At 69.2% G+C, this 26,428-nt stretch carries 22 protein-coding genes and 3 tRNA genes; 18 read left to right on the forward strand and 7 right to left on the reverse strand.

Features of this window, described 5'->3' with window-relative positions; genetic code table 11:
• Positions 1 to 153 precede the first annotated feature (153 nt).
• Together gatC and gatA are read left to right on the forward strand one after the other, a co-directional pair.
• On the forward strand, positions 154 to 453 hold the full coding sequence (gene gatC, locus PSS76_RS08740; RefSeq protein ID WP_005518991.1) for an Asp-tRNA(Asn)/Glu-tRNA(Gln) amidotransferase subunit GatC: 300 nt from the start codon (positions 154 to 156) through the stop codon (positions 451 to 453).
• The gene (gene gatA / locus PSS76_RS08745) at positions 450 to 1,934 is read left to right on the forward strand and encodes an Asp-tRNA(Asn)/Glu-tRNA(Gln) amidotransferase subunit GatA (RefSeq protein WP_081120558.1); all 1,485 of its coding nucleotides are present in this window, start codon (positions 450 to 452) and stop codon (positions 1,932 to 1,934) included. Before gatC ends, gatA begins: the two co-directional genes overlap by 4 nt.
• A gap of 84 nt (positions 1,935 to 2,018) precedes the next feature.
• Here gatA and PSS76_RS08750 read toward each other — a convergent pair whose 3' ends face one another.
• The 3 genes from PSS76_RS08750 to PSS76_RS08760 are packed head-to-tail and all read right to left on the reverse strand — an operon-like array spanning position 2,019 to position 4,543.
• Positions 2,019 to 2,543, reverse strand: coding sequence for a mycothiol transferase (locus tag PSS76_RS08750; protein ID WP_069856587.1), 525 nt, complete (start codon positions 2,541 to 2,543; stop codon positions 2,019 to 2,021).
• 45 nt (positions 2,544 to 2,588) lie between these two features.
• Positions 2,589 to 3,938, reverse strand: coding sequence for an alpha/beta-hydrolase family protein (locus tag PSS76_RS08755; RefSeq protein ID WP_337456114.1), 1,350 nt, complete (start codon positions 3,936 to 3,938; stop codon positions 2,589 to 2,591).
• Complete coding sequence (locus tag PSS76_RS08760) at positions 3,935 to 4,543, reverse strand: hypothetical protein (protein ID WP_005519000.1); 609 nt, start codon at positions 4,541 to 4,543, stop codon at positions 3,935 to 3,937. Before PSS76_RS08760 ends, PSS76_RS08755 begins: the two co-directional genes overlap by 4 nt.
• A 206-nt stretch (positions 4,544 to 4,749) precedes the next feature.
• Between PSS76_RS08760 and PSS76_RS08765 the strand changes: the two genes are divergently transcribed.
• The 5 genes from PSS76_RS08765 to PSS76_RS08785 all read left to right on the forward strand — a co-directional run bounded on the left by PSS76_RS08765 (position 4,750) and on the right by PSS76_RS08785 (position 10,431).
• The gene (locus PSS76_RS08765; protein WP_005519001.1) at positions 4,750 to 5,895 is read left to right on the forward strand and encodes a sensor histidine kinase; all 1,146 of its coding nucleotides are present in this window, start codon (positions 4,750 to 4,752) and stop codon (positions 5,893 to 5,895) included.
• 9 nt (positions 5,896 to 5,904) lie between these two features.
• Positions 5,905 to 6,567: a response regulator gene (locus PSS76_RS08770; protein WP_013416616.1), complete on the forward strand. Its 663-nt coding sequence runs from the start codon at positions 5,905 to 5,907 to the stop codon at positions 6,565 to 6,567.
• Positions 6,568 to 6,648: 81 nt separating this feature from the next.
• A complete protein-coding gene (locus PSS76_RS08775; RefSeq protein WP_005519004.1) occupies positions 6,649 to 7,680 on the forward strand; it encodes an ATP-dependent 6-phosphofructokinase in 1,032 nt (343 codons plus the stop codon).
• Between the two features lie 22 nt (positions 7,681 to 7,702).
• Complete coding sequence (gene gatB / locus PSS76_RS08780; protein ID WP_037086173.1) at positions 7,703 to 9,211, forward strand: Asp-tRNA(Asn)/Glu-tRNA(Gln) amidotransferase subunit GatB; 1,509 nt, start codon at positions 7,703 to 7,705, stop codon at positions 9,209 to 9,211.
• A gap of 11 nt (positions 9,212 to 9,222) precedes the next feature.
• Entirely contained in the window at positions 9,223 to 10,431 is a 1,209-nt protein-coding gene (locus PSS76_RS08785) for a cation:proton antiporter (RefSeq protein WP_337456115.1), read from the forward strand.
• A gap of 3 nt (positions 10,432 to 10,434) precedes the next feature.
• Here the strand turns inward: PSS76_RS08785 and PSS76_RS08790 are convergent, their stop codons facing one another.
• The gene (locus tag PSS76_RS08790; RefSeq protein WP_106851610.1) at positions 10,435 to 11,577 is read right to left on the reverse strand and encodes a PQQ-dependent sugar dehydrogenase; all 1,143 of its coding nucleotides are present in this window, start codon (positions 11,575 to 11,577) and stop codon (positions 10,435 to 10,437) included.
• Positions 11,578 to 11,694: 117 nt separating this feature from the next.
• Here PSS76_RS08790 and PSS76_RS08795 point away from each other — a divergent pair, with 117 nt between their 5' ends.
• Entirely contained in the window at positions 11,695 to 12,594 is a 900-nt protein-coding gene (locus PSS76_RS08795) for a DoxX family protein (RefSeq protein ID WP_013416612.1), read from the forward strand.
• A gap of 80 nt (positions 12,595 to 12,674) precedes the next feature.
• Here PSS76_RS08795 and ilvD read toward each other — a convergent pair whose 3' ends face one another.
• Both ilvD and PSS76_RS08805 read right to left on the reverse strand, forming a co-directional pair.
• Complete coding sequence (gene ilvD, locus PSS76_RS08800) at positions 12,675 to 14,516, reverse strand: dihydroxy-acid dehydratase (RefSeq protein ID WP_005519009.1); 1,842 nt, start codon at positions 14,514 to 14,516, stop codon at positions 12,675 to 12,677.
• A 189-nt stretch (positions 14,517 to 14,705) separates the two neighbouring features.
• Positions 14,706 to 15,209, reverse strand: coding sequence for a PH domain-containing protein (locus tag PSS76_RS08805; protein ID WP_013416611.1), 504 nt, complete (start codon positions 15,207 to 15,209; stop codon positions 14,706 to 14,708).
• Positions 15,210 to 15,494: 285 nt separating this feature from the next.
• Between PSS76_RS08805 and PSS76_RS08810 the strand changes: the two genes are divergently transcribed.
• The 5 genes from PSS76_RS08810 (at position 15,495) to PSS76_RS08830 (ending at position 22,002) form a co-directional block, all read left to right on the forward strand.
• Positions 15,495 to 17,444 carry an acetolactate synthase large subunit gene (locus PSS76_RS08810; protein WP_005519011.1) on the forward strand — a complete coding sequence of 650 codons (1,950 nt, stop codon included), beginning with the start codon at positions 15,495 to 15,497 and terminating at the stop codon, positions 17,442 to 17,444.
• Positions 17,441 to 17,944: an acetolactate synthase small subunit gene (ilvN, locus tag PSS76_RS08815; protein ID WP_005519012.1), complete on the forward strand. Its 504-nt coding sequence runs from the start codon at positions 17,441 to 17,443 to the stop codon at positions 17,942 to 17,944. The genes PSS76_RS08810 and ilvN overlap by 4 nt, the downstream gene beginning before the upstream one ends.
• A 64-nt stretch (positions 17,945 to 18,008) precedes the next feature.
• On the forward strand, positions 18,009 to 19,022 hold the full coding sequence (ilvC, locus tag PSS76_RS08820) for a ketol-acid reductoisomerase (RefSeq protein WP_005519013.1): 1,014 nt from the start codon (positions 18,009 to 18,011) through the stop codon (positions 19,020 to 19,022).
• A gap of 263 nt (positions 19,023 to 19,285) precedes the next feature.
• Positions 19,286 to 20,878, forward strand: coding sequence for a phosphoglycerate dehydrogenase (gene serA / locus PSS76_RS08825; protein ID WP_005519015.1), 1,593 nt, complete (start codon positions 19,286 to 19,288; stop codon positions 20,876 to 20,878).
• Positions 20,879 to 20,988: 110 nt separating this feature from the next.
• Entirely contained in the window at positions 20,989 to 22,002 is a 1,014-nt protein-coding gene (locus PSS76_RS08830; RefSeq protein WP_013416609.1) for a 3-isopropylmalate dehydrogenase, read from the forward strand.
• Positions 22,003 to 22,076: 74 nt separating this feature from the next.
• On the opposite strand, the gene PSS76_RS08835 is transcribed toward PSS76_RS08830, so the two are convergent.
• Positions 22,077 to 23,279 carry an MFS transporter gene (locus PSS76_RS08835; protein ID WP_041674325.1) on the reverse strand — a complete coding sequence of 401 codons (1,203 nt, stop codon included), beginning with the start codon at positions 23,277 to 23,279 and terminating at the stop codon, positions 22,077 to 22,079.
• A gap of 127 nt (positions 23,280 to 23,406) precedes the next feature.
• Between PSS76_RS08835 and PSS76_RS08840 the strand changes: the two genes are divergently transcribed.
• The 5 genes from PSS76_RS08840 (at position 23,407) to PSS76_RS08860 (ending at position 26,349) form a co-directional block, all read left to right on the forward strand.
• Positions 23,407 to 24,180: a fumarylacetoacetate hydrolase family protein gene (locus PSS76_RS08840; protein WP_013416607.1), complete on the forward strand. Its 774-nt coding sequence runs from the start codon at positions 23,407 to 23,409 to the stop codon at positions 24,178 to 24,180.
• Between the two features lie 100 nt (positions 24,181 to 24,280).
• Entirely contained in the window at positions 24,281 to 25,753 is a 1,473-nt protein-coding gene (gltX, locus tag PSS76_RS08845; protein WP_013416606.1) for a glutamate--tRNA ligase, read from the forward strand.
• Between the two features lie 189 nt (positions 25,754 to 25,942).
• Positions 25,943 to 26,014: transfer RNA gene (locus PSS76_RS08850), tRNA-Gln, on the forward strand.
• A 119-nt stretch (positions 26,015 to 26,133) separates the two neighbouring features.
• Positions 26,134 to 26,209 (forward strand) — tRNA-Glu (locus PSS76_RS08855).
• 67 nt (positions 26,210 to 26,276) lie between these two features.
• A tRNA-Glu gene (locus tag PSS76_RS08860) sits at positions 26,277 to 26,349 on the forward strand.
• Positions 26,350 to 26,428: the final 79 nt, after the last annotated feature.

The raw sequence follows: 26,428 nt of genomic DNA on the forward strand, positions 1-26,428 counted from the left end.
CGGCACCGAAGAAGGGACACGGTGCGAGCCCCCGCCGCCTCCATCCTTTCACCCCGGTCCCGCCGCTGCTCGGGTGACGGGCTGCACGGCCCGCGACGGCCACGCTCTAGGCTGGTGGGAACGTTCACTCCGACCTGAAAGGGGTCACCGAAGGTGCCTGCCATCTCCCGTGACGAGGTCGCCCACCTCGCCCGGCTGTCCCGGCTCGCCCTGACCGACGCGGAACTCGACGAGTTCGCCGGTCAGCTGGATTCGATTCTCAGCCACGTGAAGGCGGTGGCGGAGGTCGCGGCAGATGATGTCCCGCCCACCGCGAACCCCAACCCCGTCGTCAACGTGACCCGGCCCGACGTCGTCGTCCCGGGTCTGACGCCCGAGCAGGCACTGTCCGGCGCTCCGGCCGTCGAAGAGGACCGGTTCGCCGTTCCGCAGATCCTGGGAGAGGGCGAATGAGCACCGATCTGACCCGTCTCGACGCCTCGGACCTGGCGTCGAAGATCCATTCGCGCGAGATCTCGTCGGTCGAGGCCACGCAGGCGCACCTGGATCGGATCGCAAAGGTCGACGGCGAGCTGCACGCGTTCCTGCACGTCGCGGGCGAGCAGGCACTCGTCGCGGCCAAGGAGGTCGACTCCGCGATCGCCGCCGGTGACAAGCCGGTCTCGGCGCTCGCGGGCGTGCCGATCGCCCTCAAGGACGTCTTCACGACCACCGACATGCCGACCACGTGCGCGTCGAAGATCCTCGAGAACTGGGTCTCGCCCTACGACGCCACGCTCACCACCAAGCTGCGCGAGGCCGGCATCCCGATCCTCGGCAAGACGAACATGGACGAGTTCGCGATGGGCTCGTCCACCGAGAACTCCGCGTACGGCCCCACCCGGAATCCGTGGGACACCACGCGTATCCCGGGTGGTTCGGGTGGCGGCTCCGCGGCCGCGCTCGCGTCGTACCAGGCGCCGCTGGCGATCGGCACCGACACCGGTGGCTCGATCCGCCAGCCGGCCGCGGTCACCGCGACCGTCGGCACCAAGCCCACGTACGGCACCGTCTCGCGCTTCGGTCTGGTGGCGTGCGCGTCGTCGCTCGACCAGGGCGGTCCCTGCGGTCGTACGGTCCTCGACACCGCGCTGCTCCACGAGGTCGTCGCCGGGTACGACCCGCGCGACTCCACGTCGGTGAACGAGCCGGTCCGCCCGGTCGTCGAGGCGGCCCGTCAGGGTGCGACCGGCGACCTGAAGGGCGTGCGGGTCGGCGTCGTCAAGGAACTGCACTCCGACAGCTATCAGCCCGGCGTCATCGCCTCGTTCGACGCCGCCGTCGAGCAGCTGACGGCGCTCGGTGCCGAGGTCGTCGAGGTGTCGTGCCCCAACTTCCTGCACGCGCTCGCGGCGTACTACCTGATCCTGCCGAGTGAGGTGTCCTCGAACCTCGCACGCTTCGACGCGATGCGTTACGGCCTGCGGGTCGACGACGGCAACATGAGCGCCGAGCAGGTCATGGCCGCCACCCGCGCCGCCGGATTCGGCAAGGAAGTCAAGCGCCGCATCATGATCGGCACCTACGCGCTGTCGTCCGGCTACTACGACGCCTACTACGGTTCGGCGCTCAAGGTTCGGACGCTGATCGCCCGCGACTTCGATGCCGCCTACGAGAAGGTCGACGTCCTGGTGTCGCCGACGAGCCCGTTCACGCCGTGGAAGCTCGGCGAGAAGGTCGACGATCCGCTGGCGATGTACCTGTCCGACCTGTGCACGCTGCCGACCAACCTGGCCGGTCACTGCGCGATGTCCGTGCCGTCGGGTGTGTCCGCGGACGACGGTCTGCCCGTCGGCCTGCAGATCATGGCCCCGGCGCTGGCCGACGAGCGCCTGTACCGCGTCGGCGCGGCCTACGAGGCGGCCCGCGGGCCGATCGCGTCGCCCGTCGCGTAACACCCGCTCCGCACGACGGCCCGGATCCGAGACACGGATCCGGGCCGTCGGCGTTCGCGGGCCGCGACTGGGGCGGGTCCGCGGCTAACGTTCCTCGAACAGCCCCCGCACGTACGCGGCCTGCCCGAGGTGCTGCAGGCAGTCCCCGATCACGCTGACCAGTCGGACGGACACCGTGACGGGCGGATCCCACCGCCGGTCCACTACCCGGTCGAGTTCGTCGGCAGTGAGTTCGTCGAGGTACTCGAGTGTCGCCAGGTGGACGTCGCCGTGGTAGTCGGCGAGCAGTTGGGCGTCGGCGTGGACCTCGCCGACCTGGGTGCTGTCGTGCCCGAACCCGATGTCCGACGCGGGGAACGGCAGGCCGAACCGGTCCTGCCAACCACGGGACGTCCAGGCCTGATCCACGTCGGCGATGTCGCTCACGTGGTCGTCCTGGACGCGGGTGAGGTGCCAGATCAGCCACGCGATCGAATTCGCCTGTGGGCCGGGACGATAGTCGGCCATCTCGGTGGTCAGTCCGTCGGTGCTCGCGAGAACGAGTTCGCGGATCCGTTCGAAATTGTCCCGCAGGATCGCCTGCGCTGGTTCCGTGTCCGTTGCACTCATGTCTCCACGGTAGGTGGGTCAGACGAATGTGTCCGGGGATCGGGGTCAGCCGCAGTCACGCATCGCCAGTCCCTGGTCGTCGCCGTAGCGATGGCCGTGCCCGGACGGGGCATTCAGGGCGAATACGAGATCGATGCCGGTCTGGACGAAGCTGACGACGGGAATCCACTGCGGCACAGGCGCATCGACCCGCGCATGGGCGAGGTCGGGTGCTCGCGTCAGAAGTGCCGGCGACCACCAGACGACCGGGTCGGAACTGTTCGCGAGGACTGTCGCGTCGTCGGTGCGCACCGAGCCGGCCGGCGGGCCCGCCCAGAGCACACTGCACGTCCGTGCGCGCTGGTCGGCGACGTCGTCGAAGATCGCGCTGCCACCGATGGACCCCAGGCTCTGCCCGTACACGTGCAGCGCGGGACGTTCGGTGGCGGGCAACTCTCCGATCCGCGCCGCGACGGCGGCGAACAGTGCACGGGCGGACGCCTCCGCATCGGCCCGGCCGAAGACGAACGTCGCCCAACTCGGCGCGTACGAGTACTGCATGCCCACGATCGCGACGTCGCCGGCGAAGCGGCGTTCGAGTCCGCGTGCGGCCTCACCGTCGATCCACCCGGAGCCGGTCGGCACCGCGACCACCACGTGCGCCCGGCGCAGGCCGCCCGCGCGCTCGAGTTCGGCGACCGCGAGGCGCGCCCGGGCCCCCGGCTCCGGGGCCGAGTCGAGACCGACGTAGGTCCGCACGCTGCGCGGGTCGGAGATGCCGGCGACGAACCGGCGACCCTCCGCGCCCAGCGTCGACCACGGGACGAGCGAATCCGGATCACCCGGCGCGAGTGTCGGGTCGATACGGCCACTCGTGTTCCGAAAGTGTTGCGCCGCAGCATCGGCCGCTGCCGGTGCGGCGCCCGCGATCAGCACGGTCCCGGCGGCGAGTGCCAGTGCGGCGCCGCGCAGCAGACCGAGACGTCGCGCGACACCGCGGATTCCGCGAGCGACCGCGAACAGGGCCAGGCCGGTGATTCCCGCCCAGACCGCCACTTCCGCCCAGTGCCCGGCCCCGACCGGTGGTGCGCTCATCGCCGCCCGCACCGCGTTCTGCCAGTGATTCGCGGTTCCGACCGACCAGACGACGGCGGCACCCGCGAGGACGAGCGCGACCACCCGGGCGTCCCGGTGCGGGGCCGGGTGGACGGACCGCAGGCGTCGCACCGTCGTCACGACACCCCAGCCGAGCACCGCCAGTATCCCGGTCAGCACACCCTGCACCACAGGGCCACGGGGCAACAGCGACGGTGCGAGCGACGCCACGGCCCCGCTCGTCACCGCCGCCGTCGTGGCGACGCGGGGCAGGGAGAGGGCGCCCGCGGCCGCCGCGCGTGACGCGTCGACGGCACTCATGCCGCACCCCCCGTCCTGATCCGCCGGATCACGAACGCCGTGAGCAGTACGCCGGCGGCGGCGAGGGCGCCCCCGACGGTGTACCGGATCCAGGGTTCGTCGACGGGGGCGCCGTAACCCTGCCGCCGCGAGTTCCAGCCGACCGCGGTCGCGGCGGTATCGGCCATCACGAAACACTGTGCGCGGTCCCGGATCCGGGCATCGCAGGCGTCGTGCAGGCGCCGGTCCAGCTGGGCGTCGATCTCGGTGCGCGCCCACGTACCCAGGTCGCCGCCGTTCAGGTGGGCGTACCGCAGCAGGTCGTAGCCGAGATCGTGCGACTTGCAGGCGGTGTCGAACTCGGACGGCAGCGGGATCGGCGACGAGCATGCTCCGTCCGGATTGACGAGCATCCCGTCCACGACGGTGGGCCGGTAGCCCATCACCGTGGTGAAATCGTGCGGGACGACCTCCGGTGACCGGTCGTCTGCCGTCAGCGCGGCCACCGCACGCGCGGCGACGGTGTCCTCGCGCAGAGGATCGGCGTCGGCTGCGGGAGCGTACGACGTCGCGGTCACGATCGAGGTGGCGGCCAGGACCGCGCCGGCCCAGATTCTGGTTCGCATGCCAAACGACGCTAGAAACGGGTATTGCGCTGGGACATCACCCCGAAGTGCGGATCACGCCCCGCCCCGCGGCGGGACGGGCGACGAGCCGCTCGTACCGGGGAACCACCGCGATCTCACTCTCAGGTATGACGCCCGACGAGACCGCGGTTCCTAGAGTCGGATCCGTGAGTGGCAATCGAGTGGTCCGTGATGCGACGAATCGGATGCGTGGGCACGGGGTGAACATCCTCATCGGCCTCGTCACCGTCGTCCTGTACGCGGTGGCGTGGCCGACGCTGCATCTCACCCATCAGGTCTCGTACCCGATGCAGCCGATCATCGCGGCGCTCGCCGCATGGCCGTTCATCCTCGTCCGGGCCAATCCCGCACTCGGATGGGCAGTCTCGGCCGTGTCGGCGCTCGTGATCCCGTGGGTGTTCGACCTCGTCCCGGACTCCGGGTACGTGTACCCGTGGCAGGTCGTGCACATCATCGTGATCATGACGCTGCTGCTGGCGGTGAGCCTCGTCGCCGGGCCGCCCACCGTCGTGGTGGCGTGGATCTCCACGGTGCTGTTGTTCTTCGCCGACGCTCCGGGCGACGACGGCATAGGCTGGGCGGTCGGGTTGAGTGCCCTGGTGGTGTTCGGTCTGCTGGTCCGTTGGCTGGTGCTGTCCCGCCGACAGCTCGCCGCGGAAGAGGAGGCCGGTGAGCTGGAGCGGGCACGGCGGGCGATCCTCGAGGAGAAGGCACGCATCGCCCGGGACCTGCACGACGTCGTGGCCCACCACATGTCGATGGTCGTCGTGCAGGCGCAGAGTGCGCCGTACCGGATCGCATCGGTGTCCGACGAGGCCAAGGCCGAGTTCGAGTCCATCGGCGCCACCGCGCGGGAGGCGCTCAACGAGATCCGCGGTCTGCTCGGTGTGCTGCGGAGCGACGCGGAGACGATCGAGCGGGCGCCGCAGCCCGGCGTAGACCAGGTCCAGGCGCTGCTCGACGGCAGTAGGCGTGCCGGGATGACGTTGTCGTGGAACGTGACCGGTGATCCGTCGGTGCTGTCCGAGATGTCCGGGCTGACGGTGTACCGCATCCTGCAGGAGTCGCTGTCGAATGCGTCGCGGCACTGCCCGGGCGCACACGTGACGGTGTCGGTCGATTACGGGCCCTCGGTCACCTCCCTCGTGGTGGCCAACGGTCCCGCGCTCGCCTCCTCGGCGGCCTCGCCGCGGCCGGAATCGTCGGGCGGCAGCGGGATCGCGGGCATGCGTGAACGCGCGGCCGCGATCGGCGGCACTCTCGACGCCACCGCGAGGGACGACGGCGGATTCGAGGTCCGGGGACATATCCCGAACGCCCCGCTCGCCTAGGCTGTGGCGGTGGCGATCACGGTATTCATTGCGGACGATCAGGCGATGGTGCGGCAGGGCTTCGGTGCGCTGCTGGGGGCCCAGCCCGACATCAGCGTCATCGGCGACGCCCCCGACGGTCGTGCCGCGGTCACCGAGGTCAAGCGGCTGCGGCCCGACGTCGTGCTGATGGACGTGCGGATGCCGGAGATGAACGGGCTCGACGCGGCGCGCGAGATCCTCGCAGCAGCAATGGAACCGCCGGTGCGCGTGCTGATGCTCACCACGTTCGACATCGACGAGTACGTGTACGAGGCGCTCGGGATCGGCGCGAGCGGCTTCCTGCTCAAGGACGCGCCGGCGGAGGAGCTGATCCGGGCGGTGCGGGTGGTGGCGGCGGGGGAGGCGCTGCTCGCTCCGAGCGTGACCAAACGGTTGATCGAGGACGTCACGCGGCGCCGGGCCGCCCCGCGCCGCCGCGACCGGCAGCTCGAGACGCTCACGCCCCGCGAGCGTGAGGTACTCGAGTTGATCGCGGCGGGACTGTCGAACGTCGAGATCGCCGAACGGCTGTTCGTCGCGGAACAGACCGTCAAGACCCACGTCGGCAAGGTGCTGTCGAAGCTCTCGCTGCGCGATCGCGCGCAGGCCGTCGTCATGGCGTACGAATCGGGGCTGGTCACCCCCGGTTGATCGACTCGGCGTGCCGGATCGGCGCTGGAGCGGCAAGATGAACAGGGACCGCTCTGCAAGCGAACGCCGAGAGGTGCCGTGATGCGCATCGGAATACTCACCGGAGGCGGCGACTGCCCCGGTCTCAACGCCGTGATCCGCGCCGTCGTGCGCACCGCGGACAGTCGGTACGGCAGCACCGTCGTCGGATTCCGGGACGGCTGGCGCGGCCTGCTCGAGGACCGCAAGGTCCAGATGCGGAACGAGGACCGGATCGACCGCATCCTCGCGCGCGGCGGCACGATCCTCGGCACCGCCCGCGTCAACCCGCAGAAACTGCACGACGGTCTCGACCGGATCAAGCAGACCCTCGACGACAACGGCATCGACGTCCTCATCCCGATCGGTGGCGAGGGCACGCTCACGGCCGGCAGTTGGCTCGCCGAGAGCGGCGTGCCCGTCGTCGGCGTTCCGAAGACGATCGACAACGACATCGACTGCACGGACGTCACGTTCGGGTTCGACACGGCACTGACGATCGCGACCGAGGCGATCGACCGGCTGCACACCACCGCCGAGTCGCACCAGCGCGTGATGCTCGTCGAGGTGATGGGCCGGCACGCCGGGTGGATCGCACTGCAGTCCGGCATGGCGTCCGGCGCACACCTGACACTGGTGCCCGAGGTGCCGTTCGATGTCGACGAGGTCTGCGCACTGGTCAAGAAGCGGTTCCAGCGCGGTGACTCGCACTTCATCTGTGTGGTCGCCGAGGGAGCGGCGCCGGACCCGGAGTCGATGACGCTGCGTGAGGGCGGGATCGACGAGTTCGGGCACAAGATCTTCACGGGCGTCGCGCAGCAGTTGGCGGTCGAGATCGAGCGACGCATCGGCAAGGAGGTGCGCACAACGGTGCTCGGTCACGTGCAGCGCGGCGGCACACCCACCCCGTACGACCGGGTGCTGGCGACCCGGTTCGGCGTCCATGCGACCGACGCGGCGCACAACGGACAGTTCGGGCAGATGGTGGCGCTGCACGGCACGAACATCGAGTTGGTGCCGCTGTCGGAGGCGACCAAGCAACTCAAGACGGTGCCCGTCGAGCGCTACCGGGAGGCGGCCGCGTTCTTCGGGTGACGAGGCGCATAAACTCATGGCCATGACTGCCGCCGTGTCCGCTGACCTTCTCGACTATGACGCCGTCCTCGCGAAGTTCGAGCCCGTACTGGGCATGGAAGTGCACGTCGAGTTGCACACCGCCACCAAGATGTTCTGCCCGTGCCCCACGACGTTCGGTGCCGAGCCCAACACGCAGGTGTGCCCCGTGTGCCTCGGCATGCCGGGAGCGCTTCCCGTCGTCAACCAGGCCGCCGTCGAGTCGGCGATCCGCATCGGCCTCGCGCTGAACTGCTCGATCACCCCGTGGGGCCGGTTCGCCCGGAAGAACTACTTCTACCCGGACCAGCCGAAGAACTACCAGATCTCGCAGTACGACGAGCCCATCGCGACCGAGGGCTACCTCGACGTCGTGCTGGACGACGGCAGCACGTGGCGGGTCGACATCGAGCGCGCGCACATGGAGGAGGACACCGGAAAGTCGCTGCACGTGGGCGGCGCCACCGGTCGTATCCACGGCGCCAGCCACTCGCTGCTCGACTACAACCGCGCGGGCGTGCCGCTCGTCGAGATCGTGACCAAGCCGATCACCGGTGCCGGTGAGCGGGCCCCCGAGGTGGCGCGGGCCTACGTCGCCGCCCTGCGCGACCTGCTCAAGGCCCTCGACGTCTCCGACGTCCGCATGGATCAGGGCTCGCTGCGCTGCGACGCGAACGTCTCGCTCATGCCGATCGGCGCCGACGTGTTCGGCACCCGCACGGAGACCAAGAACGTCAACTCGCTCAAGAGCGTCGAGACGGCCGTCCGCTACGAGATGCGCCGTCAGGCCGCCGTTCTGCTCTCCGGTGGCGAAGTCATCCAGGAGACCCGGCACTTCCAGGAGGGCGACGGCACCACGTCCGCCGGTCGCCGCAAGGAGACCGCCGAGGACTACCGCTACTTCCCGGAGCCCGATCTCGAGCCCGTTGCACCGGACGCCGCGTGGGTCGAGGAGTTGCGTGGCACGTTGCCCGAGCTGCCGTGGCTCCGCCGTGCCCGCATCCAGGAGGAGTGGGGCGTCTCCGACGAGGAGATGCGCGACCTCGTCAACGCCGGTGCCCTCGACCTCGTCATCGCGACCACCGAGGCCGGCGCACCCGCGTCCGAGGCCCGCTCCTGGTGGGTGGCATACCTCGCGCAGCAGGCCAACACTCGCGGTGTCGAGCTGACCGAGCTGGCGATCACCCCGGCGCAGGTCGCCAAGGTCGTCGCCCTCGTCGCGGACGGCAAGCTGACCAACAAGCTGGCCCGCCAGGTGGTCGACGGCGTGCTCGCCGGCGAGGGTGAGCCGGAAGAGGTCGTGGCCGCCCGCGGCCTCGAGGTGGTGCGTGACGACTCGGCACTCCAGGCCGCGGTCGACGAGGCCCTCGCCGCGAACCCCGACATCGCCGACAAGATCCGCAGCGGCAAGGTCGCGGCGGCCGGCAAGATCGTCGGCGACGTCATGAAGGCCACTCGCGGACAAGCAGATCCGGCGCGTGTCAAGGAACTCGTCATCGCCGCGTGCAGCTAATGTAGCGGCGCATGAGCGCTGCCGTAGCCACGTCACTCTTCTGGATCACAGTCGCCGCGGCGATCGCGCCACTGATCGCGGGATCGTTGCGGCGCAAGCTGATTCCCGAGGTCGTGCTGCTGCTCGTGGCCGGGATCGTGATCGGGCCGTACGCGCTGGACCTGGCGAACGTCGACTCCGAGATCGAGCTGCTGCGTGAGCTCGGGCTCGGCATGCTGTTCCTGCTCGCCGGATACGAGATCGACAGGGACGAACTGACGGGCCGCGGCGGACGCCGTGCCCTGATCACGTGGCTGATCTGCCTGGCGCTGGCGTTCGCCGTCGTCGGCGGGCTGGCCGCGGCGGGACTGGTGCACTCCGAGATCGCCGTTGCGATCGCGCTGACGTCGACCGCGCTGGGCACCCTGCTGCCGATCCTCAAGGACCGCGGTCTCGTCGAGACCCCCGTCGGCCGCGCGGTGCTCAACCACGGCGCGATCGGTGAGATCGGCCCGGTCATCGCGATGGCGGTGCTGCTGGGTGCGCGCGGTGCGGTGCTGTCGCTGGTCGTGCTGGCGGCGTTCGCGGCCGTCGCGGTGGTGGTGGCGCTGCTCCCGGCGCGGATCCTGCGCGAGGGCACCGACCTGCTGGCCGTCGTCCGCCGCGGGTCGGACACCACCGCCCAGACCACGGTCCGGCTAGTGATGCTGCTGCTCGTCGCGCTCATCGCGGTCGCAGCCGTCTTCGACCTCGACATCATTCTGGGCGCGTTCGCGGCAGGCTTCATCCTGCGGCGCACCGTGCCGGACGGCAACGAGCAGCTCGAACACAAACTCGAGGGTCTGGCCTTCGGCCTGCTCATCCCGATCTTCTTCGTCACCTCCGGCATGGCGATCGACGTGTCGGCCGTCGCCGACGAGCCGGGGGTGCTGGCCGCGCTCCTCGCCCTGCTGGTGGTGGTGCGCGGTCTGCCGGTGTTCGTCGCGTCGCGCTACGACCGGATCGCATCGTTCGACACGCGCGAGAGCCTGCAGGTCGCGCTGTACTCCACCACCGGTCTGCCGCTCATCGTCGCGGTCACCGGCGTCGCGGTGTCGGCGGGGCAGATGTCGAACGCCACCGCATCCATCCTCGTTGCCGCGGGCGCCATCTCGGTGCTGATCCTGCCGATGCTCGCGGGGTTCCTCGTGAGGCGCTCCCCGACGTCGCCGGGCGACGCCCACGAGGGGGTGAGCGCCTGAGCGTCAGTCGAATCCGCCGCCGCCGGACGGCAAGGGGATCTTCACGACGCGGTCGTCCGTCGGCCCGGGCTCGCCGCCCGACTTGTTGACCGTCGACGCCCAGATCTGACCCTCACCGCTGATCGTGACGTCGCCGAGCCGGCCGTAGAGATTCTGTGCGAGCTGCGCGGGCGCGGACGACACCGAACCGGTCTCGCGGTCGGTCGTCAGCACCGCCACCGCGCGCCCGTCGGTGAGCGCGATCGCGACGGCGCCCGCCGCCACCGCGCATCCCGCGACGCCCGGCTTGTCGGGCCACGTCCACACCGGGGCGGCGCCGACGCCGCCGTCCGGGCGGATCCGCTGCAGCCGGTCCTCGGTCGCCGTCCGATCCGTCACCCACACTCCGCCGTCCACGTCGGTGCAGACGCCGCCGGCGCGGCCGAACCCCGACGCGGCGACGGCCGGAGGCGGCGGCGCCGGAGCCGTCGACAGCGACGTGACACGGAGGAGTTTGCCGGCCAGCGATCCCGGATCGGCCGCGGCGGCCGGGTTGCCCGCATCGCCCGTGAGCACCATGAGCTCGCCGGGCTTCGCGAAGGTCAGTGACCCGGCGTTGCCCTCGGCGCCCCGCGGAATGCCGGTGAGCACGTCCTTGGGAACGTCGCCGGGGGCGACGCGCACGACGCGGTTGTCGGTGTCCGTCGTGATGTACGCATAGACCAGCCGGTCCTCCCCGAAGGTGGGGGAGAGCGCGATGTCGAGCAGGCCGCCGTCGGATCCCGAATCCACGGGCACCGAGGCGAATTCGGTGGGCGCCTGGCCCTGCGTCACCAGCAGGATGCGCCCGGTGCGCCGCTCGGTCACCAGCGCCGACGCCCCGTCGGGCAGCATCACCAGTCCGCCGGTGGCGTCGAGACACGTCGCCACGACGTTCGGATCGCGGTCGAAGCACGGCTCGTCGGGCACCGACGGCTGCGGCGCCACCGACGACGGCGGTGACGGTTCCTTCGGCTGCACCTCGCCACCCGACCCGAACGTCGGTTCCGGGGTGAACGGGGAGGACGCGGTGTCGTCGAAGCGAGCGCATCCCGCCGCCGCGACCACGACGATCGAACAGAATGCGGCCGCCGTCGCACGGCGGGCCCGCAGGCTCGGTACACGCATCCTCATGCTGCACGACGTTACGGAAGGGCACGCCGTCGCCGCCACGTCGCCCGGTGTGACCGGCGCGCCGAGGCGCCAATCCGGTGACCCACCGCGATCCGCCCTAGGCTGCCTTTCGTGACCGACAAGCCGAGAGAGCACCCAGCGTCCACCGGCCAGGGAACCGCGCCCAGTCCGTTCGACCAGCCGACGGAGCGGTTTCCCGCACAGTCCGTCCGGCCGTCGATCCCGCGCACCGACGACGATTTCGACCCCGGGGCGGACGATCTGAGCAGTCTGCCGACCGAACAGCTGCCCGTCTACCGGCCCGCCGCGAACGCATCGGCCCCGCCGGTTGTCGACGATCAGGTCACCGAGGTGATTGCGCGTCCCGAGCCCACGGTGTCGGAGCCGATCGTTTCGGGGCCGACTGCTTCGGAGCCGATAGTGTCCGAACCCGTCACGGTCGCCGCCCCCGTCGCAGTGTCCCCGCAGGGGCCACCGCCCGAGAGCACGGACCAGCGTCGCGGCACGCTCGACGTCGGACTGTTCGTCCTGCGTCTGGCCGTGGGAGGCACCCTCCTCGCGCACGGTCTGCAGAAGCTGACCGGATGGTGGAACGGCCCGGGGCTCGGCGGATACCGCGACGACCTCGTCACTGCCGGTTTCGATCACGCGCGTGCCCTCGCGGTCGCGGGCGCGGTCGGCGAGGTGGCCGGCGGTGCGCTGCTGATCCTGGGTCTGCTCACGCCGTTCGCGGGTGCGGCGGTGCTGGCGGTGATGATCAACGCGTGGTGCCTGAAGCAGTCGGCGCTGCCCGGTCTCGAGTACTTCGCGCCCGACGGCGTCGAGTACGAGACGCTCCTGGGGGCCGCCGCCGCTGCCATCGTCCTCACCGGTCCCGGCCGGATCGCGCTCGACGGCCGGCGCAAGTGGGCCACCCGGCCGCACGTCGGGTCCGTCGTCATCCTGCTCGTCGGGGTCGCCGCCGGTCTGACGGTGTGGTTCGTCTTCAACGGCGCGAATCCCGTCATCTGAGCCACTCCCCCCGAAACGGCTGAAGGGTCCCTTCACGCGCTGTGAGCGCGTGAAGGGACCCTTCAGCCTTTGTAGCGGTGTTACGGCACCTGGCGGACGGCGCCCTTGTCGGCCGAGGTGGCCAGGGCGGCGTACGCGCGCAGCGCGGTGGTGACGGTGCGCTGGCGGTCGACCGGCTGCCACGGACGCTCGGACGCCTCCATCTTGGCGCGGCGCGCGGCGAGGGTCTCGTCGTCGACGAGGACCTCGAGCGTGCGAGTCGCGACGTCGATGCGGATCTGGTCACCGTCCTCGACGAGTCCGATCACACCGCCCGACGCGGCCTCGGGGGAGATGTGGCCGATCGACAGGCCCGACGTGCCGCCGGAGAAGCGGCCGTCGGTGATCAGGGCGCACTCCTTGCCGAGCCCGGCGCCCTTGAGGAAGGCGGTGGGGTGCAACATCTCCTGCATGCCGGGGCCGCCCTTGGGGCCCTCGTAGCGAACCACGATGACGTCGCCCGGCTTGATCTGCTTCTGCAGGATCACCGAGACGGCCGCTTCCTGCGACTCGACGACGACGGCCGGACCCTGGAACGAGAACAGTTCCTCGTCGATACCGGCCGTCTTGAGGATCGCGCCGTCGACGGCGATGTTGCCGCGCAGCACGCACAGGCCGCCCTCGACGGTGTAGGCGTGCTCGAGGTCGCGAATGCAGCCGCCCTCGGCGTCGGTGTCCAGTGCGCTCCAACGGTTGTTCGTCGAGAACGGCTCGGTGGTGCGCACGCCGCCCGGTGCCGCGTGGAAGAGCTCGATCGCCTCGTCGGACGCCTTGCCGGAGCGGATGTCCCACGTGTCGAGCCACTCGTCGAAGCTCTTGGTGTGGACGGTGGAGACGTCGGTCTCCAGCAGGCCGGCGCGGCGCAGCTCACCGAGCAGCGCGGGAATACCACCGGCGCGGTGGACGTCCTCCATGTGGTAGTCCGAGTTGGGGGAGACCTTCGACAGGCACGGCACCCGACGGCTGATCTCGTCGATGGTGCTCAGGTCGAAGTCGACCTCGCCTTCCTGCGCCGCGGCGAGCGTGTGCAGCACCGTGTTGGTGGAGCCGCCCATCGCGACGTCCAGTGCCATCGCGTTGCGGAACGCCTTGGGGGTGGCGATGTTCCGCGGCAGAACCGACTCGTCCTCGTCGCGGTAGTAGCGCAGCGCGGCCTCGACGACGGTGGTGCCGGCGCGGCTGAACAGGGCGCGGCGCGCCTCGTGGGTGGCCAGCGTGGAGCCGTTGCCGGGCAGGGCCAGGCCCAGTGCCTCGGTGAGGCAGTTCATCGAGTTGGCGGTGAACATGCCCGAGCACGAACCGCACGTCGGGCACGCCGAGCGCTCGACCTCGTCGAGACCCTCCTCGGACACGGAGTCGTTGGCGCTCGCGGAGATCGCGGTGATCAGGTCGGTGGGTGCCTGCGCGACGCCACCGACGACGACGGCCTTGCCGGCCTCCATCGGGCCACCCGAGACGAACACGGTCGGGATGTTCAGGCGCATCGCGGCATTGAGCATGCCGGGGGTGATCTTGTCGCAGTTCGAGATGCACACCAGTGCGTCGGCGGTGTGGGCGTTGACCATGTACTCGACGGAGTCGGCGATGATCTCGCGGCTGGGCAGCGAGTACAGCATGCCGCCGTGGCCCATGGCGATGCCGTCGTCGACGGCGATCGTGTGGAACTCGCGGGGCACGCCGCCGGCGGCGCGGACGGCCTCGGCGACGATCTCGCCGACGTTCTTGAGGTGAACGTGGCCGGGGACGAACTGGGTGTACGAGTTGGCGATCGCGACGATCGGCTTACCGAAGTCGGAGTCGGTCATACCGGTGGCCCGCCACAGCGAGCGGGCTCCGGCAGCGTTGCGTCCGACGGTGGTGGTGCGTGACCTCAGCGGGGGCATGGGCGGATTCCTTCGTCGATCAGCGGTTCTCGGCGGCGGGCTGTGCACGCCGAGCGCAGCGAGAAAAGTGTGTACGTGTGGGCCCGTGGGGTGCTGGTCGGCTGGACCCGATATCGGCTGTGAGAACTGCCTCGTCATCTCCGGTGGGAGTGGGAGACGTCCTGGTGCGACGCTACTCCCGTGACCGGGTCATTCGGCATTCGGCTCCGGCGCGTCGGTAGCTGCGGTCTCGTCCGACCGGGCTGCTTCGGCCTCGGCCGCACGCTTGCGTGCCTCGGCCGCACGAGCGGCCGCGTACGGGTCGGTGACCCGCCCACCGCTCGCGGACGCCAGCTGGGGCAGTCGGCCGAACGTCACGGTCGGCAGCGACACCTCGGTGCCGTCCACGAGGTCGGCCCGGGCCCAGCCGCGTTTGGGGAAGCGGAAGCCCTTCACCTGATCCCACGATATGGACTGCGACGAGAAGGCTCGCCGCAGCTCGAGCCCGTCCGGCGTGACGGTGGTGCGCACGCGCAGCACCCAGGCGCCGATCAGGAAGGGGATCACCAACGTCCAGGCGAACGCCGCCGGCCAACCCAGAACGGGGAAGCTGAGGCAGAACAGCAGGAAGATGCACGCAATCAGCGCGAGCGGCGAAATCCGGATGACCTGTCGGCTGTCCGCGGGCGTATGGGATGATGGCTGTGGTGGCACGGGCTGCTGAGGAGATGACACCTCTACATCTTCGCACTGCAGCCGAGGCATCTTACATTCTGGGACAGCGCACTCACCAAAGTTGACTGTCTACCATTGGCGCGCCTACCGTCGAGCGCGTGAAGCAGAATGAGTTGCTCGTAATCGGCCGGCGCGTCGTCGCCTGAGCCGGTTGTTGCAACTCGCCAGATAACGACGCGCCACCCTCGTACAGCTGATGCTGACGAGGGTTTTTTGTTGCCCGGATCCAGAACCGCAGAGCCAGAATCGCAGAGGACTTCTCCAGTGAGCGCACCAACCGCACGGCCTCAACCCACGCCGCGCAAGTCGGGAGCTACCGGCCCGACCGCGGGAGACAGCAGGGCCGCCGCCTCGCAGCCCGGTAACCGTCGTCAGGTCGCGCCCGAGCGCGTCACCGGCGCGCAGTCGGTGGTCCGCGCCCTCGAGGAGCTCGAGGTCGACACCGTGTTCGGTATCCCGGGTGGTGCCGTTCTGCCGGTGTACGACCCGCTCTTCGATTCGAAGAAGGTCCGCCACGTCCTGGTCCGCCACGAGCAGGGCGCAGGCCACGCCGCGACCGGTTACGCGCAGGCCACCGGCAAGGTCGGCGTCTGCATGGCGACCTCCGGTCCCGGCGCGACGAACCTGGTGACGCCGCTCGCCGACGCACAGATGGACTCGGTTCCGGTCGTCGCGATCACCGGCCAGGTCGGTCGCGGGCTGATCGGCACGGACGCTTTCCAGGAAGCCGACATCTCCGGCATCACCATGCCGATCACCAAGCACAACTTCCTCATCACCGACGGTGTCGACATCCCGCGGATCCTCGCGGAGGCGTTCTACCTCGCGTCGAGCGGTCGCCCGGGTGCGGTCCTCGTCGACATCCCGAAGGACATCCTGCAGGCGCAGACCACGTTCTCGTGGCCGCCGGAGATGCACCTGCCCGGCTACCGTCCGGTCACCAAGCCGCACGGCAAGCAGGTCCGCGAGGCAGCTCGGCTCATCGCCGACGCGAAGTCGCCGGTGCTGTATGTCGGTGGCGGTGTCATCAAGGCCGAGGCATCGGCCGAACTGCTCGAACTCGCTGAGCTGACGGGCATTCCGGTCGTCACGACGCTGATGGCGCGCGGCGCGTTCCCCGACAGCCACCAGCTCAACTGCGGCATGCCCGGCATGCACGGCACCGTCGCGGCCGTCGCCGCGCTGCAGAAGAGCGACCTGCTGATCACGCTGGGCGCGCGCTTCGACGACCGCGTCACCGGCCAGCTGGACTCCTTCGCCCCCGACGCCAAGGTCATCCACGCGGACATCGACCCGGCGGAGATCGGCAAGAATCGCCACGCGGACGTCCCGATCGTGGGCGACTGCAAGGAGGTCATCGCCGAGCTGATCGAGGCGATCCGCGCCGACCAGGCGACGGGCACGTCCTTCGATCTCACCGAGTGGTGGGCGTACCTCGACGGCATCCGTCGCACCTATCCGCTGGCGTACGACCGTCCCTCGGACGGTGCGCTGTCGCCCGAGTACGTGATCCAGGCCGTCGGCCGGCTCGCCGGTCCGGACGCCGTCTACTGCGCGGGCGTCGGTCAGCACCAGATGTGGGCGGCACAGTTCGTCAACTACGAGAAGCCGCGCACGTGGCTCAACTCCGGTGGCCTCGGCACGATGGGCTACGCCGTCCCGGCCGCGATGGGCGCCAAGATGGGTCTGCCGGACCGCGAGGTCTGGGCCATCGACGGCGACGGCTGCTTCCAGATGACCAACCAGGAGCTCGCGACCTGTGCGGTCGAGGGTGTGCCGATCAAGGTCGCGCTCATCAACAACGGCAACCTGGGCATGGTCCGCCAGTGGCAGACGCTGTTCTACGACGAGCGCTACTCGAACACGAACCTCGGCACGCACGGCGCCGTCCGCATCCCGGACTTCGTCAAGCTGGCGGAGGCGCTGGGCTGCGTCGGAATCCGCGTCGAGCGCGAGGAGGACGTCGAGGACGCCATCCGCACCGCTCAGTCGATCAACGACAAGCCCGTCGTCATCGACTTCATCGTCGGCAAGGACGCCCAGGTGTGGCCGATGGTCGCCGCCGGCACCAGCAACGACGAGATCATGGCCGCCCGCGGAATTCGTCCGCTGTTCGACGAGGACGAAGCTGCGGACGAGCCCGCAACCATTCACGAGGCCATGGAACGCGAGCAGCGTGCCGGTGAGGCCGCTTCCGGAGAGGAACGTCAGTGAGCACCAGCCACACCCTCAGTGTTCTCGTCGAGGACAAGCCGGGCGTGCTGGCCCGTGTCGCTGCACTCTTCTCCCGCCGGGGTTTCAACATCGAGTCGCTCGCCGTGGGCGGCACCGAGGTCCCCGACATCTCGCGCATGACGATCGTCGTCACGGTCGACGAGTTCCCGCTCGAGCAGGTGACCAAGCAGCTCAACAAGCTGGTGAACGTCATCAAGATCGTCGAGCAGGACAACGAGGCGTCGGTGGCGCGCGAGCTGATCCTGATCAAGGTGCGGGCGGACTCCAGCGTGCGCACACAGGTCATCGAGACGGTGAACCTGTTCCGCGCCAAGGTGATCGACGTCGCTCCGGAGGCTGTCACCATCGAGGCGACCGGCACCCGTTCCAAGCTCGACGCACTCCTGCGCATGCTCGATCCGTTCGGCATCCGCGAGATCGTGCAGTCCGGTGTGGTGGCCGTCGGCCGCGGGCCGAAGTCCATCACGGCCACCCGCTAGAACCGTTCACCAGCCGACAACAGACAATCAAGCGTTCATAGAACCCAGAGGGAAGGTAAGAACTGTGGCAGTCGAGATGTTCTACGACGACGATGCAGACCTGTCGATCATCCAGGGCCGCAAGGTCGCGGTCATCGGCTACGGCAGCCAGGGCCACGCGCACTCGCTGAGCCTGCGCGATTCCGGTGTCGATGTGCGCATCGGCCTCCAGGAGGGTTCGAAGTCCCGCGCGAAGGCCGAGGAGCAGGGCCTGACCGTCGGCACGCCGGCCGAGGTTGCCGAGTGGGCCGACGTCATCATGGTGCTCGCCCCCGACACCGCTCAGGCGTCGATCTTCAAGAACGACATCGAGCCGAACCTGAAGGACGGCGACGCGCTGTTCTTCGGCCACGGCCTCAACATCCACTTCGACCTGATCACGCCGCCGGCGAACGTCACAGTCGGCATGGTCGCGCCGAAGGGCCCGGGCCACCTGGTCCGCCGCCAGTTCGTCGACGGCAAGGGCGTTCCGGCCCTGATCGCCGTCCACCAGGACCCGAAGGGTGAGGGCCAGGCCCTGGCTCTGTCCTACGCCAAGGGCATCGGCGGCACCCGCGCCGGCGTCATCAAGACCACGTTCAAGGAAGAGACCGAGACGGACCTCTTCGGCGAGCAGGCCGTGCTGTGCGGCGGCACCGAGGAACTGGTCAAGACCGGTTTCGAGGTCATGGTCGAGGCCGGCTACGCGCCCGAGATGGCGTACTTCGAGGTGCTGCACGAGCTCAAGCTCATCGTCGACCTCATGTACGAGGGTGGCATCGCCCGCATGAACTACTCGGTGTCCGACACCGCCGAGTTCGGTGGCTACCTGTCCGGCCCCCGCGTCATCGACGCCGACACCAAGGAGCGCATGAAGGCGATCCTGGCCGACATCCAGTCCGGCGAGTTCACCCGCCGCCTGGTCGCCAACGTCGAGAACGGCAACAAGGAGCTCGAGGCTCTCCGCAAGGAGAACGCCGAGCACCCCATCGAGGTCACCGGCAAGAAGCTGCGCGACCTGATGAGCTGGGTCGATCGTCCGATCACCGAGACGGCCTGATCCACAGCCTCCGTCCGGCCCGGGGTCCGCGCGTACCGTCGCGCGGCCCCCGGGCCGGAGTCGTTTCCGGCTGTGGCGCGAATCTCCGAATTGCGCTCCGGCGGCGTCCACTATGTGGTAGCAGGTACCCGCCCTGCGGAATCGCGCCGCACTGCCAACTAAACTGATCACGACTGCGACCCGTGCGCGCCCGAAGCGGTGCCCGGCCGCGGACAATCGCTCGACCCGACACACCCAGACACCGAAACACAGGAGAGTTCCTCGTGAGCCAGAATGGCCGTCCCGTTGTCCTGATCGCCGACAAGCTCGCACAATCGACCGTCGATGCGCTCGGTGACGGTGTCGAGGTGCGCTGGGTCGACGGTCCGGACCGTCCCGCGCTGCTCGCGGCCGTGCCCGAGGCCGACGCCCTGCTCGTCCGCTCGGCCACGACGGTCGACGCCGAGGTCCTCGCCGCCGCCACGAAGCTGAAGATCGTCGGCCGCGCCGGCGTCGGCCTCGACAACGTCGACATCCCGGCTGCCACCGAGCGTGGCGTCATGGTCGTGAACGCCCCGACCTCCAACATCCACTCGGCCGCCGAGCACGCCGTCTCGCTGCTGCTGTCCACCGCGCGCCAGATCCCGGCTGCCGACCGCACGCTGCGTGAGAAGACCTGGAAGCGTTCGAGCTTCAACGGCACCGAGATCCTCGGCAAGACCGTCGGCGTCGTCGGCCTGGGCCGCATCGGCCAGCTGTTCGCGCAGCGTCTCGCCGCCTTCGAGACCGACATCATCGCGTACGACCCGTACCTGCCCGCCGCTCGCGCCGCGCAGCTGGGCATCGAGCTGGTCGACATCGACGAGCTGGTCGAGCGCGCCGACTTCATCTCGGTGCACCTGCCCAAGACCAAGGAGACCGCGGGTCTGCTCAACGCCGAGCGTCTGGCCAAGGCCAAGGACGGCGTCATCATCGTCAACGCCGCTCGCGGTGGCCTGATCGACGAGGACGCGCTGTACGACGCGCTCGTGAACGGCAAGGTCCGCGCCGCCGGACTCGACGTCTTCGAAACCGAGCCGTGCACCGACTCCAAGCTGTTCGACCTCGACAACGTCGTCGTCACCCCCCACCTCGGTGCGTCCACCTCGGAGGCCCAGGATCGCGCCGGTACCGACGTCGCGAAGAGCGTCCTGCTGGCCCTGGCCGGCGAGTTCGTGCCGGACGCCGTCAACGTCTCCGGTGGCCCGGTCGGCGAAGAGGTCGCCCCTTGGCTCGAGCTGGTCCGCAAGCTGGGCCTGCTCGCCGGCACGCTGTCGCCCGAGGCCGTCCAGAACGTCCAGGTCGTCGCGAGCGGGGAGCTGTCGGCCGAGAACGTCGACATCCTGGGTCTGGCCGCACTGCGTGGCCTGTTCTCGGCGAGCAGCGACGAGGCCGTCACGTTCGTCAACGCACCGCAGCTCGCCGAGCAGCGCGGCGTGAGCGTCGAGGTCGAGAAGCACAGCGAGGCACAGACGCACCGCAGCGCGGTCGAGGTTCGCGCGGTTGCCGCGGACGGCACCGTCACCACCGTCGCGGGCGCGCTGACCGGCCTGCAGCAGGTCGAGAAGATCGTCAACATCAACGGCCGCAGCTTCGACCTGCGCGCCGAGGGCCACAACATCGTCGTCCACTACACGGACCGCCCGGGCGTTCTCGGTGTCCTGGGCACCGTGCTGGGCACCGCCGGTATCGACATCCAGGCCGCCGCGCTGAGCCAGGACGCCGAGGGTGAGGGCGCCACCGTCATCCTGCGCGTCGACCGTGTCGTCGGTGACGCCGAGGTCGCCCAGATCGTGGAGCAGCTCGACGCCCGCGTCGCGCAGGTCGACCTGTCCTGATCCTCCCCATCCCTCCCCGGTGGCCGTGACCGTCGACGACGGTCACGGCCACCGGTGCAGCCGGGGTGTCTCACGCCACCGGCGGATCCAGTCGAAAGAGAGTGTGTCCCATGAAGCTTGCGGTCATCCCCGGTGACGGCATCGGTGTCGAGGTCACGGCGGAAGCGCTGAAGGTGCTGCGGAAGCTGGTGCCGGATGTGGAGACCACCGAGTTCGACCTCGGTGCCAAGCGCTACAACGAGACCGGCGATCTTCTGCCCGACGCCGAGCTCGACGCGATCCGTCAGCACGACGCGATCCTGCTCGGCGCCATCGGCGACCCGCGGTTCGTCGCCCCGGGCATCCTCGAACGCGGCCTGCTGCTGAATATGCGCTTCCTGCTCGACCACCACGTGAACCTGCGTCCGGCACGCACCTACCCGCAGTCGAGCTCGCCGCTGGCCGCGAACCCGGACATCGACTTCGTCGTCGTCCGTGAGGGCACCGAGGGCCCGTACACCGGTAACGGTGGTTCGATCCGCATCGGCACCCCGCACGAGGTCGCGACCGAGGTGTCGGTCAACACGTGGTTCGGCGCCGAACGCGTCGTCCGTGCAGCGTACGAGCTGGCGCAGAAGCGGCGGGGGCACCTGACGCTGATCCACAAGACCAACGTGCTCTCCAACGCCGGTCGCATCTGGACGCGCGCGATGGAGACCGTCGGTGCCGAGTACCCCGACGTCGAGACGGCGTACTGCCACATCGACGCGGCGACCATCTACATGGTCACCGACCCGGCCCGCTTCGACGTGATCGTCACCGACAACCTGTTCGGCGACATCATCACCGACCTCGCGGGCGCCGTCACCGGTGGTATCGGCCTTGCTGCGAGCGCCAACATCGATGCGTCCGGCACCAACCCGTCGATGTTCGAGCCCGTCCACGGCTCGGCACCGGACATCGCCGGCCAGGGCATCGCCGACCCGACCGCGGCGATCCTGTCCGCGGCGATGCTGCTGCGTCACCTCGGCCGCGAGGACGACGCCGCGCGCATCGAGGCCGCGGTCGAGGCCGATCTGGCCTCGCGTGGGGACGGTCCGATCGTGACCACCGAGGTCGGCGACCGGATCGCCGCCGCCCTCTAGGCGCTCTCGACACTCGAAAGACGTGACCGCCGCCCGGGTTCCGGGCGGCGGTCACGGTCGTTCCGGCGGGTGTTTCAGCGGCGTTCGGGGTGGTCGTGGGGCGCCAGTGGCGCGGCAACGAGTGGGAACAGGGCCGCGACCGCGAACGTGACGGGAAAGCTCACCGCCGCGACCAGAGCCCCGAAGACCGGCGGTACCAGCGACGCCGCGAGGTACTGGCTCGTGTTCTGGGCCCCCAGCGCACGGCCGCTCCAGTACGGTCCGGCGATCTCGGCGACGGCGGTGAACGCCAAACCGTTGTCCGCCACCGTGATCACCGACGCCACCACAAGCAGCGCCACGGACACGGGGGAGTCCAGCCAGTCCGTCAGGGCCAGCGCTCCCATGGACACAGCCGCCGCTACGGCCACCCAGCGCAACGGGCGCATCCGGCTACCGACACGATCGCTCAGTGCTCCGGCCGCGATCCGCCCTGCAGCGCCCAGCAATTGGGTGACGGTGATCAGCAGACCGGCCGACGCGGCGGACCAGTTCCGGTCCGTCATCAACCACAGCAGCGCGAACGTCCACACCAGGTACTGCGGCACCACCAGCAGCACCGACACGCCGTGGATCCGCCACAGCACACCCGAGTTGCGGTACGGGTTGTCCAACAGGCCCGAACCCCGGGCGGCCGCACGCCCCGGCCGGGGCGGATCGACCACGAACAGGCAACCGACCGCGGCAACCGACGTCGCCGCCACGGGCAGGGCCAATGCCCAACCGACACCGTGCGATTGCGCGATTCCGGGCACCGTGAGCGCCGCGATCGCAACGCCGAGCGGCAGTGCCATCTGCCGGATCCCCATCGCGAATCCGCGTCGCTGTGGTGGGAACCATCCCACCACGACCCGGCCGCTGGCCGCGTTGGCGCTCGACGCGGCCATGCCTCCGATCAGGAGGAAGACGCCGAGCATCGCGAACGACGAACTGAGGGCTGCGCCGGCGCTCGCCAGCGCGGTTGCCGCCATGCCGATCACCAGGACGCGGCGCTCGCCGACGCGGTCGACGACGGCGCCCCAGGCCATCAGGCTGAGGAGGAACCCGACAGTCGGCGCGGCCACGACCAGTCCGGCACGGGACAGCTCCATGCCGTGGGTGTCGTGCAGCGTGGGCAACAGGAACGCGGGCGCGTTCGAGAACACGGCGCCCGCGGCCTGCGCAAGCACACCGAGTGCCAGCATGGCCCAGCGTTTCGCCGCACTTACCCGAACTTCCTCGCCTACCTGTGCGCTCATGATTCCGTCCCAGTATATGAAATGAATGTCCTAGAATGTGGATATGCGTCGAAGTCTAGACCCTTTGCGATCGACCGTGCGACGGGTATGGCCGAGCGCAGTCGTGTGACTCGATAGACTCGGGCACATGCGCCTTGGTCGAATTGCCAGTCCCGATGGAGTTGCCTTCGTGTCGATCGAAGGGGAGGGCGACGCGCAGACCGCGAAGGAGATCGCCGAACATCCCTTCGGCACACCGACTTTCACCGGCCGCAGCTGGCCGCTCGCGGACGTTCGCCTGCTCGCCCCGATCCTGGCCAGCAAGGTGATCTGCGTCGGCAAGAACTATGCCGCGCACGCTGCGGAGATGGGCGGCGAGGCGCCCGAGGATCCGGTCATCTTCATCAAGCCCAACACCTCGATCGCGGGTCCGGGCGCTCCCATCATGCTGCCGCCGTCGTCGAACGAGGTGCACTACGAGGGCGAACTCGCGGTCGTCATCGGCCGTCCCTGCAAGGACGTCCCCGCGGCCAAGGCGCTCGACGTCGTGCTCGGGTACACGGTCGCGAACGACGTCACGGCGCGCGACCAACAGCGGCACGACGGCCAGTGGACCCGCGCGAAGGGGTACGACACGTTCTGCCCGCTGGGTCCGTGGATCGAGACGAATGTGGATGTCTCGGACGTCGAGATCACGACCGAGGTGGACGGCGAGATCAAGCAGCGCAGCCGCACTTCGCTTCTGCTGCACGACATTCCGAAGATCATCGAGTGGGTGTCCGCTGTCATGACCCTGCTTCCCGGTGACGTGATCCTCACGGGAACGCCCGAGGGTGTGGGGCCGATCGTCGACGGTCAGAGTGTGAGCGTGACGGTCGAGGGGATCGGCACGCTGACCAATCCGGTTGCTGCCAAGCGCTGATCGGATACCGCTCCGGGTGGCTGCGGACTAGCCTGTAGGGGTCCGTTCCCGTAGCTGACCACGCCTAGCAGCGTCTAGCAGTGTCGACCCGAAGTGAGCCATGACCACCAGCGAAGTACGCGTCCGTTTCTGTCCGTCACCCACCGGCACCCCGCACGTCGGGCTCGTCCGCACCGCCCTGTTCAACTGGGCGTTCGCGCGTCACCACGGTGGCACGTTCGTGTTCCGTATCGAGGACACCGACGCTGCCCGTGACACGGAGGAGTCGTACCAGGCGATCCTGGATGCGCTGCGGTGGCTGGGGCTGAGCTGGGACGAGGGTCCGGAGGTGGGCGGCCCGTACGAGCCGTACCGGCAGTCGCAGCGACGCGATCTGCACCTCGACGTGGTGCGCCGCCTGGTCGAGGCGGGGGAGGCGTACGAGTCGTTCTCGACTCCCGACGAGGTCGAGGCGCGGCACAAGGCGGCCGGCCGCGACCCCAAGCTGGGCTACGACAACTTCGATCGGGACCTGACGCCCGAGCAGGTCCAGGCGTACCTGGACGAGGGACGCAAGCCCGTCGTGCGGCTGCGGATGCCCGACCACGACCTGACGTGGAACGACCTGGTGCGCGGGGAGACGACCTTCAAGGCCGGTACGGTGCCGGACTTCGCGCTCACCCGCGGCAACGGCATTCCGCTGTACACGCTCGTCAACCCGGTCGACGACGCGCTGATGAAGATCACGCACGTGCTGCGGGGCGAGGATCTGCTCTCGTCCACGCCGCGTCAGCTCGCGCTGTACGAGGCGCTGGAGCGCATCGGTGTCGCCGATTTCACACCCGAGTTCGGTCACCTGCCGTTCGTCATGGGACAGGGCAACAAGAAGCTGTCCAAGCGTGATCCGGAGTCGAACCTCTTCATCCACCGCGATCGCGGTTTCATCCCCGAAGGGCTGCTCAACTACCTGGCACTGCTGGGCTGGAGCATCGCCGACGACCACGACGTCTTCTCCCTCGACGAGATGGTCGCCGCGTTCGACATCTCCAAGGTCAATTCCAATCCGGCCCGCTTCGACCAGAAGAAGGCCGACGCGATCAACGCGGAGCACATTCGTCTGCTCGAGCCGGCCGACTTCGCTGCCCGCCTGCGCGCGTATCTGACCACTCACGGGCACCCGGTCGACGCCCTCACCGCCGAGCAGTTCGACGTGGCGGCCGATCTCGTGCAGACCCGCATCGTCGTTCTGTCGGACGCGTGGGACCTGCTGAAGTTCCTGCTCGTCGACGACGCCGACTTCGCGATCGATCCGGCCGCCGCTGCGAAGAACCTGGGCGCCGACGCCGCGCCGGTGCTGGACGCCACGATCGAGGCGCTGGATGCGCTGCCGGAGTGGGCGACCGCGGATCTCGAGGAGACGCTCAAGGGCGCCCTGATCGACAAGCTCGAACTCAAGCCGCGTAAGGCTTTCGCTCCCGTGCGCGTGGCGCTCACCGGTTCGCACATCAGTCCGCCGCTGTACGAGTCGATGGAACTGCTCGGTCGCGAGAAGACCCTCGCCCGCCTGCGTTCGGCTCGGGCGCAGATCGCCTGACTCGGGGTCCACTTCAGGTCGTCAGCCGCGGCCCGCACCGGCTCGTCCGGGCGGGTCGCGGCGGTCATTAGCGCGATTTACCGACTCTGACCAGCCGATTTGTAGTTCGGGCGAGGGTTGGTGCTAATCTTCTTCTCGGTTCGGAACGGAGGCCAGACGCCCGCAGGGCAGGCCGAAGGAACAGACCATTGGGGTATGGTGTAATTGGCAACACAGCTGATTCTGGTTCAGCCATTCTAGGTTCGAGTCCTGGTACCCCAGCGGAAGTTCGGAGGCCGAAAGGTCGCCGTACTTCGGTGAGTTCAGCTCACCGGCTTCCAGTTACACTGCGGATGTGTTGCTTCGCAGTCATAGCAGTACAGCGTTCGATGCAAGTTCTCGGCCCCGTCGTCTAGCGGCCTAGGACGCCGCCCTCTCAAGGCGGTAGCGCGGGTTCGAATCCCGTCGGGGCTACCACGGACAGACCCTCCGCAGAAGCGGAGGTTCTTCTGCGGAAGTGAACTTGCATTCGAGTGTCAGTCCTGGCCCCGTCGTCTAGCGGCCTAGGACGCCGCCCTCTCAAGGCGGTAGCGCGGGTTCGAATCCCGTCGGGGCTACAACGAGAAATACCCTCCGATCATCGATCGGAGGGTATTTCTCATTTCGGGGGAGCGCACCGGCCGCGGCCGACCGGGC

The organism is Prescottella sp. D32 (genome assembly GCF_037287305.1).
GTDB lineage: Bacteria > Actinomycetota > Actinomycetes > Mycobacteriales > Mycobacteriaceae > Prescottella > Prescottella equi.

Bases quoted from the DNA above. Each gene is read 5' to 3' on its own strand.
- gatA (WP_081120558.1), top strand. From the start codon at position 450: ATGAGCACCGATCTGACCCGTCTCGACGCCTCGGACCTGGCGTCGAAG.
- PSS76_RS08775 (WP_005519004.1), top strand. From the start codon at position 6,649: ATGCGCATCGGAATACTCACCGGAGGCGGCGACTGCCCCGGTCTCAAC.
- PSS76_RS08760 (WP_005519000.1), bottom strand. From the start codon at position 4,543: ATGCGAACCAGAATCTGGGCCGGCGCGGTCCTGGCCGCCACCTCGATC.
- PSS76_RS08790 (WP_106851610.1), bottom strand. From the start codon at position 11,577: ATGCGTGTACCGAGCCTGCGGGCCCGCCGTGCGACGGCGGCCGCATTC.
- PSS76_RS08765 (WP_005519001.1), top strand. From the start codon at position 4,750: ATGCGTGGGCACGGGGTGAACATCCTCATCGGCCTCGTCACCGTCGTC.
- PSS76_RS08755 (WP_337456114.1), bottom strand. From the start codon at position 3,938: ATGAGTGCCGTCGACGCGTCACGCGCGGCGGCCGCGGGCGCCCTCTCC.
- PSS76_RS08785 (WP_337456115.1), top strand. From the start codon at position 9,223: ATGAGCGCTGCCGTAGCCACGTCACTCTTCTGGATCACAGTCGCCGCG.
- PSS76_RS08830 (WP_013416609.1), top strand. From the start codon at position 20,989: ATGAAGCTTGCGGTCATCCCCGGTGACGGCATCGGTGTCGAGGTCACG.
- ilvD (WP_005519009.1), bottom strand. From the start codon at position 14,516: ATGCCCCCGCTGAGGTCACGCACCACCACCGTCGGACGCAACGCTGCC.
- gatB (WP_037086173.1), top strand. From the start codon at position 7,703: ATGACTGCCGCCGTGTCCGCTGACCTTCTCGACTATGACGCCGTCCTC.
- gltX (WP_013416606.1), top strand. From the start codon at position 24,281: ATGACCACCAGCGAAGTACGCGTCCGTTTCTGTCCGTCACCCACCGGC.
- PSS76_RS08840 (WP_013416607.1), top strand. From the start codon at position 23,407: ATGCGCCTTGGTCGAATTGCCAGTCCCGATGGAGTTGCCTTCGTGTCG.
- PSS76_RS08750 (WP_069856587.1), bottom strand. From the start codon at position 2,543: ATGAGTGCAACGGACACGGAACCAGCGCAGGCGATCCTGCGGGACAAT.
- PSS76_RS08835 (WP_041674325.1), bottom strand. From the start codon at position 23,279: ATGAGCGCACAGGTAGGCGAGGAAGTTCGGGTAAGTGCGGCGAAACGC.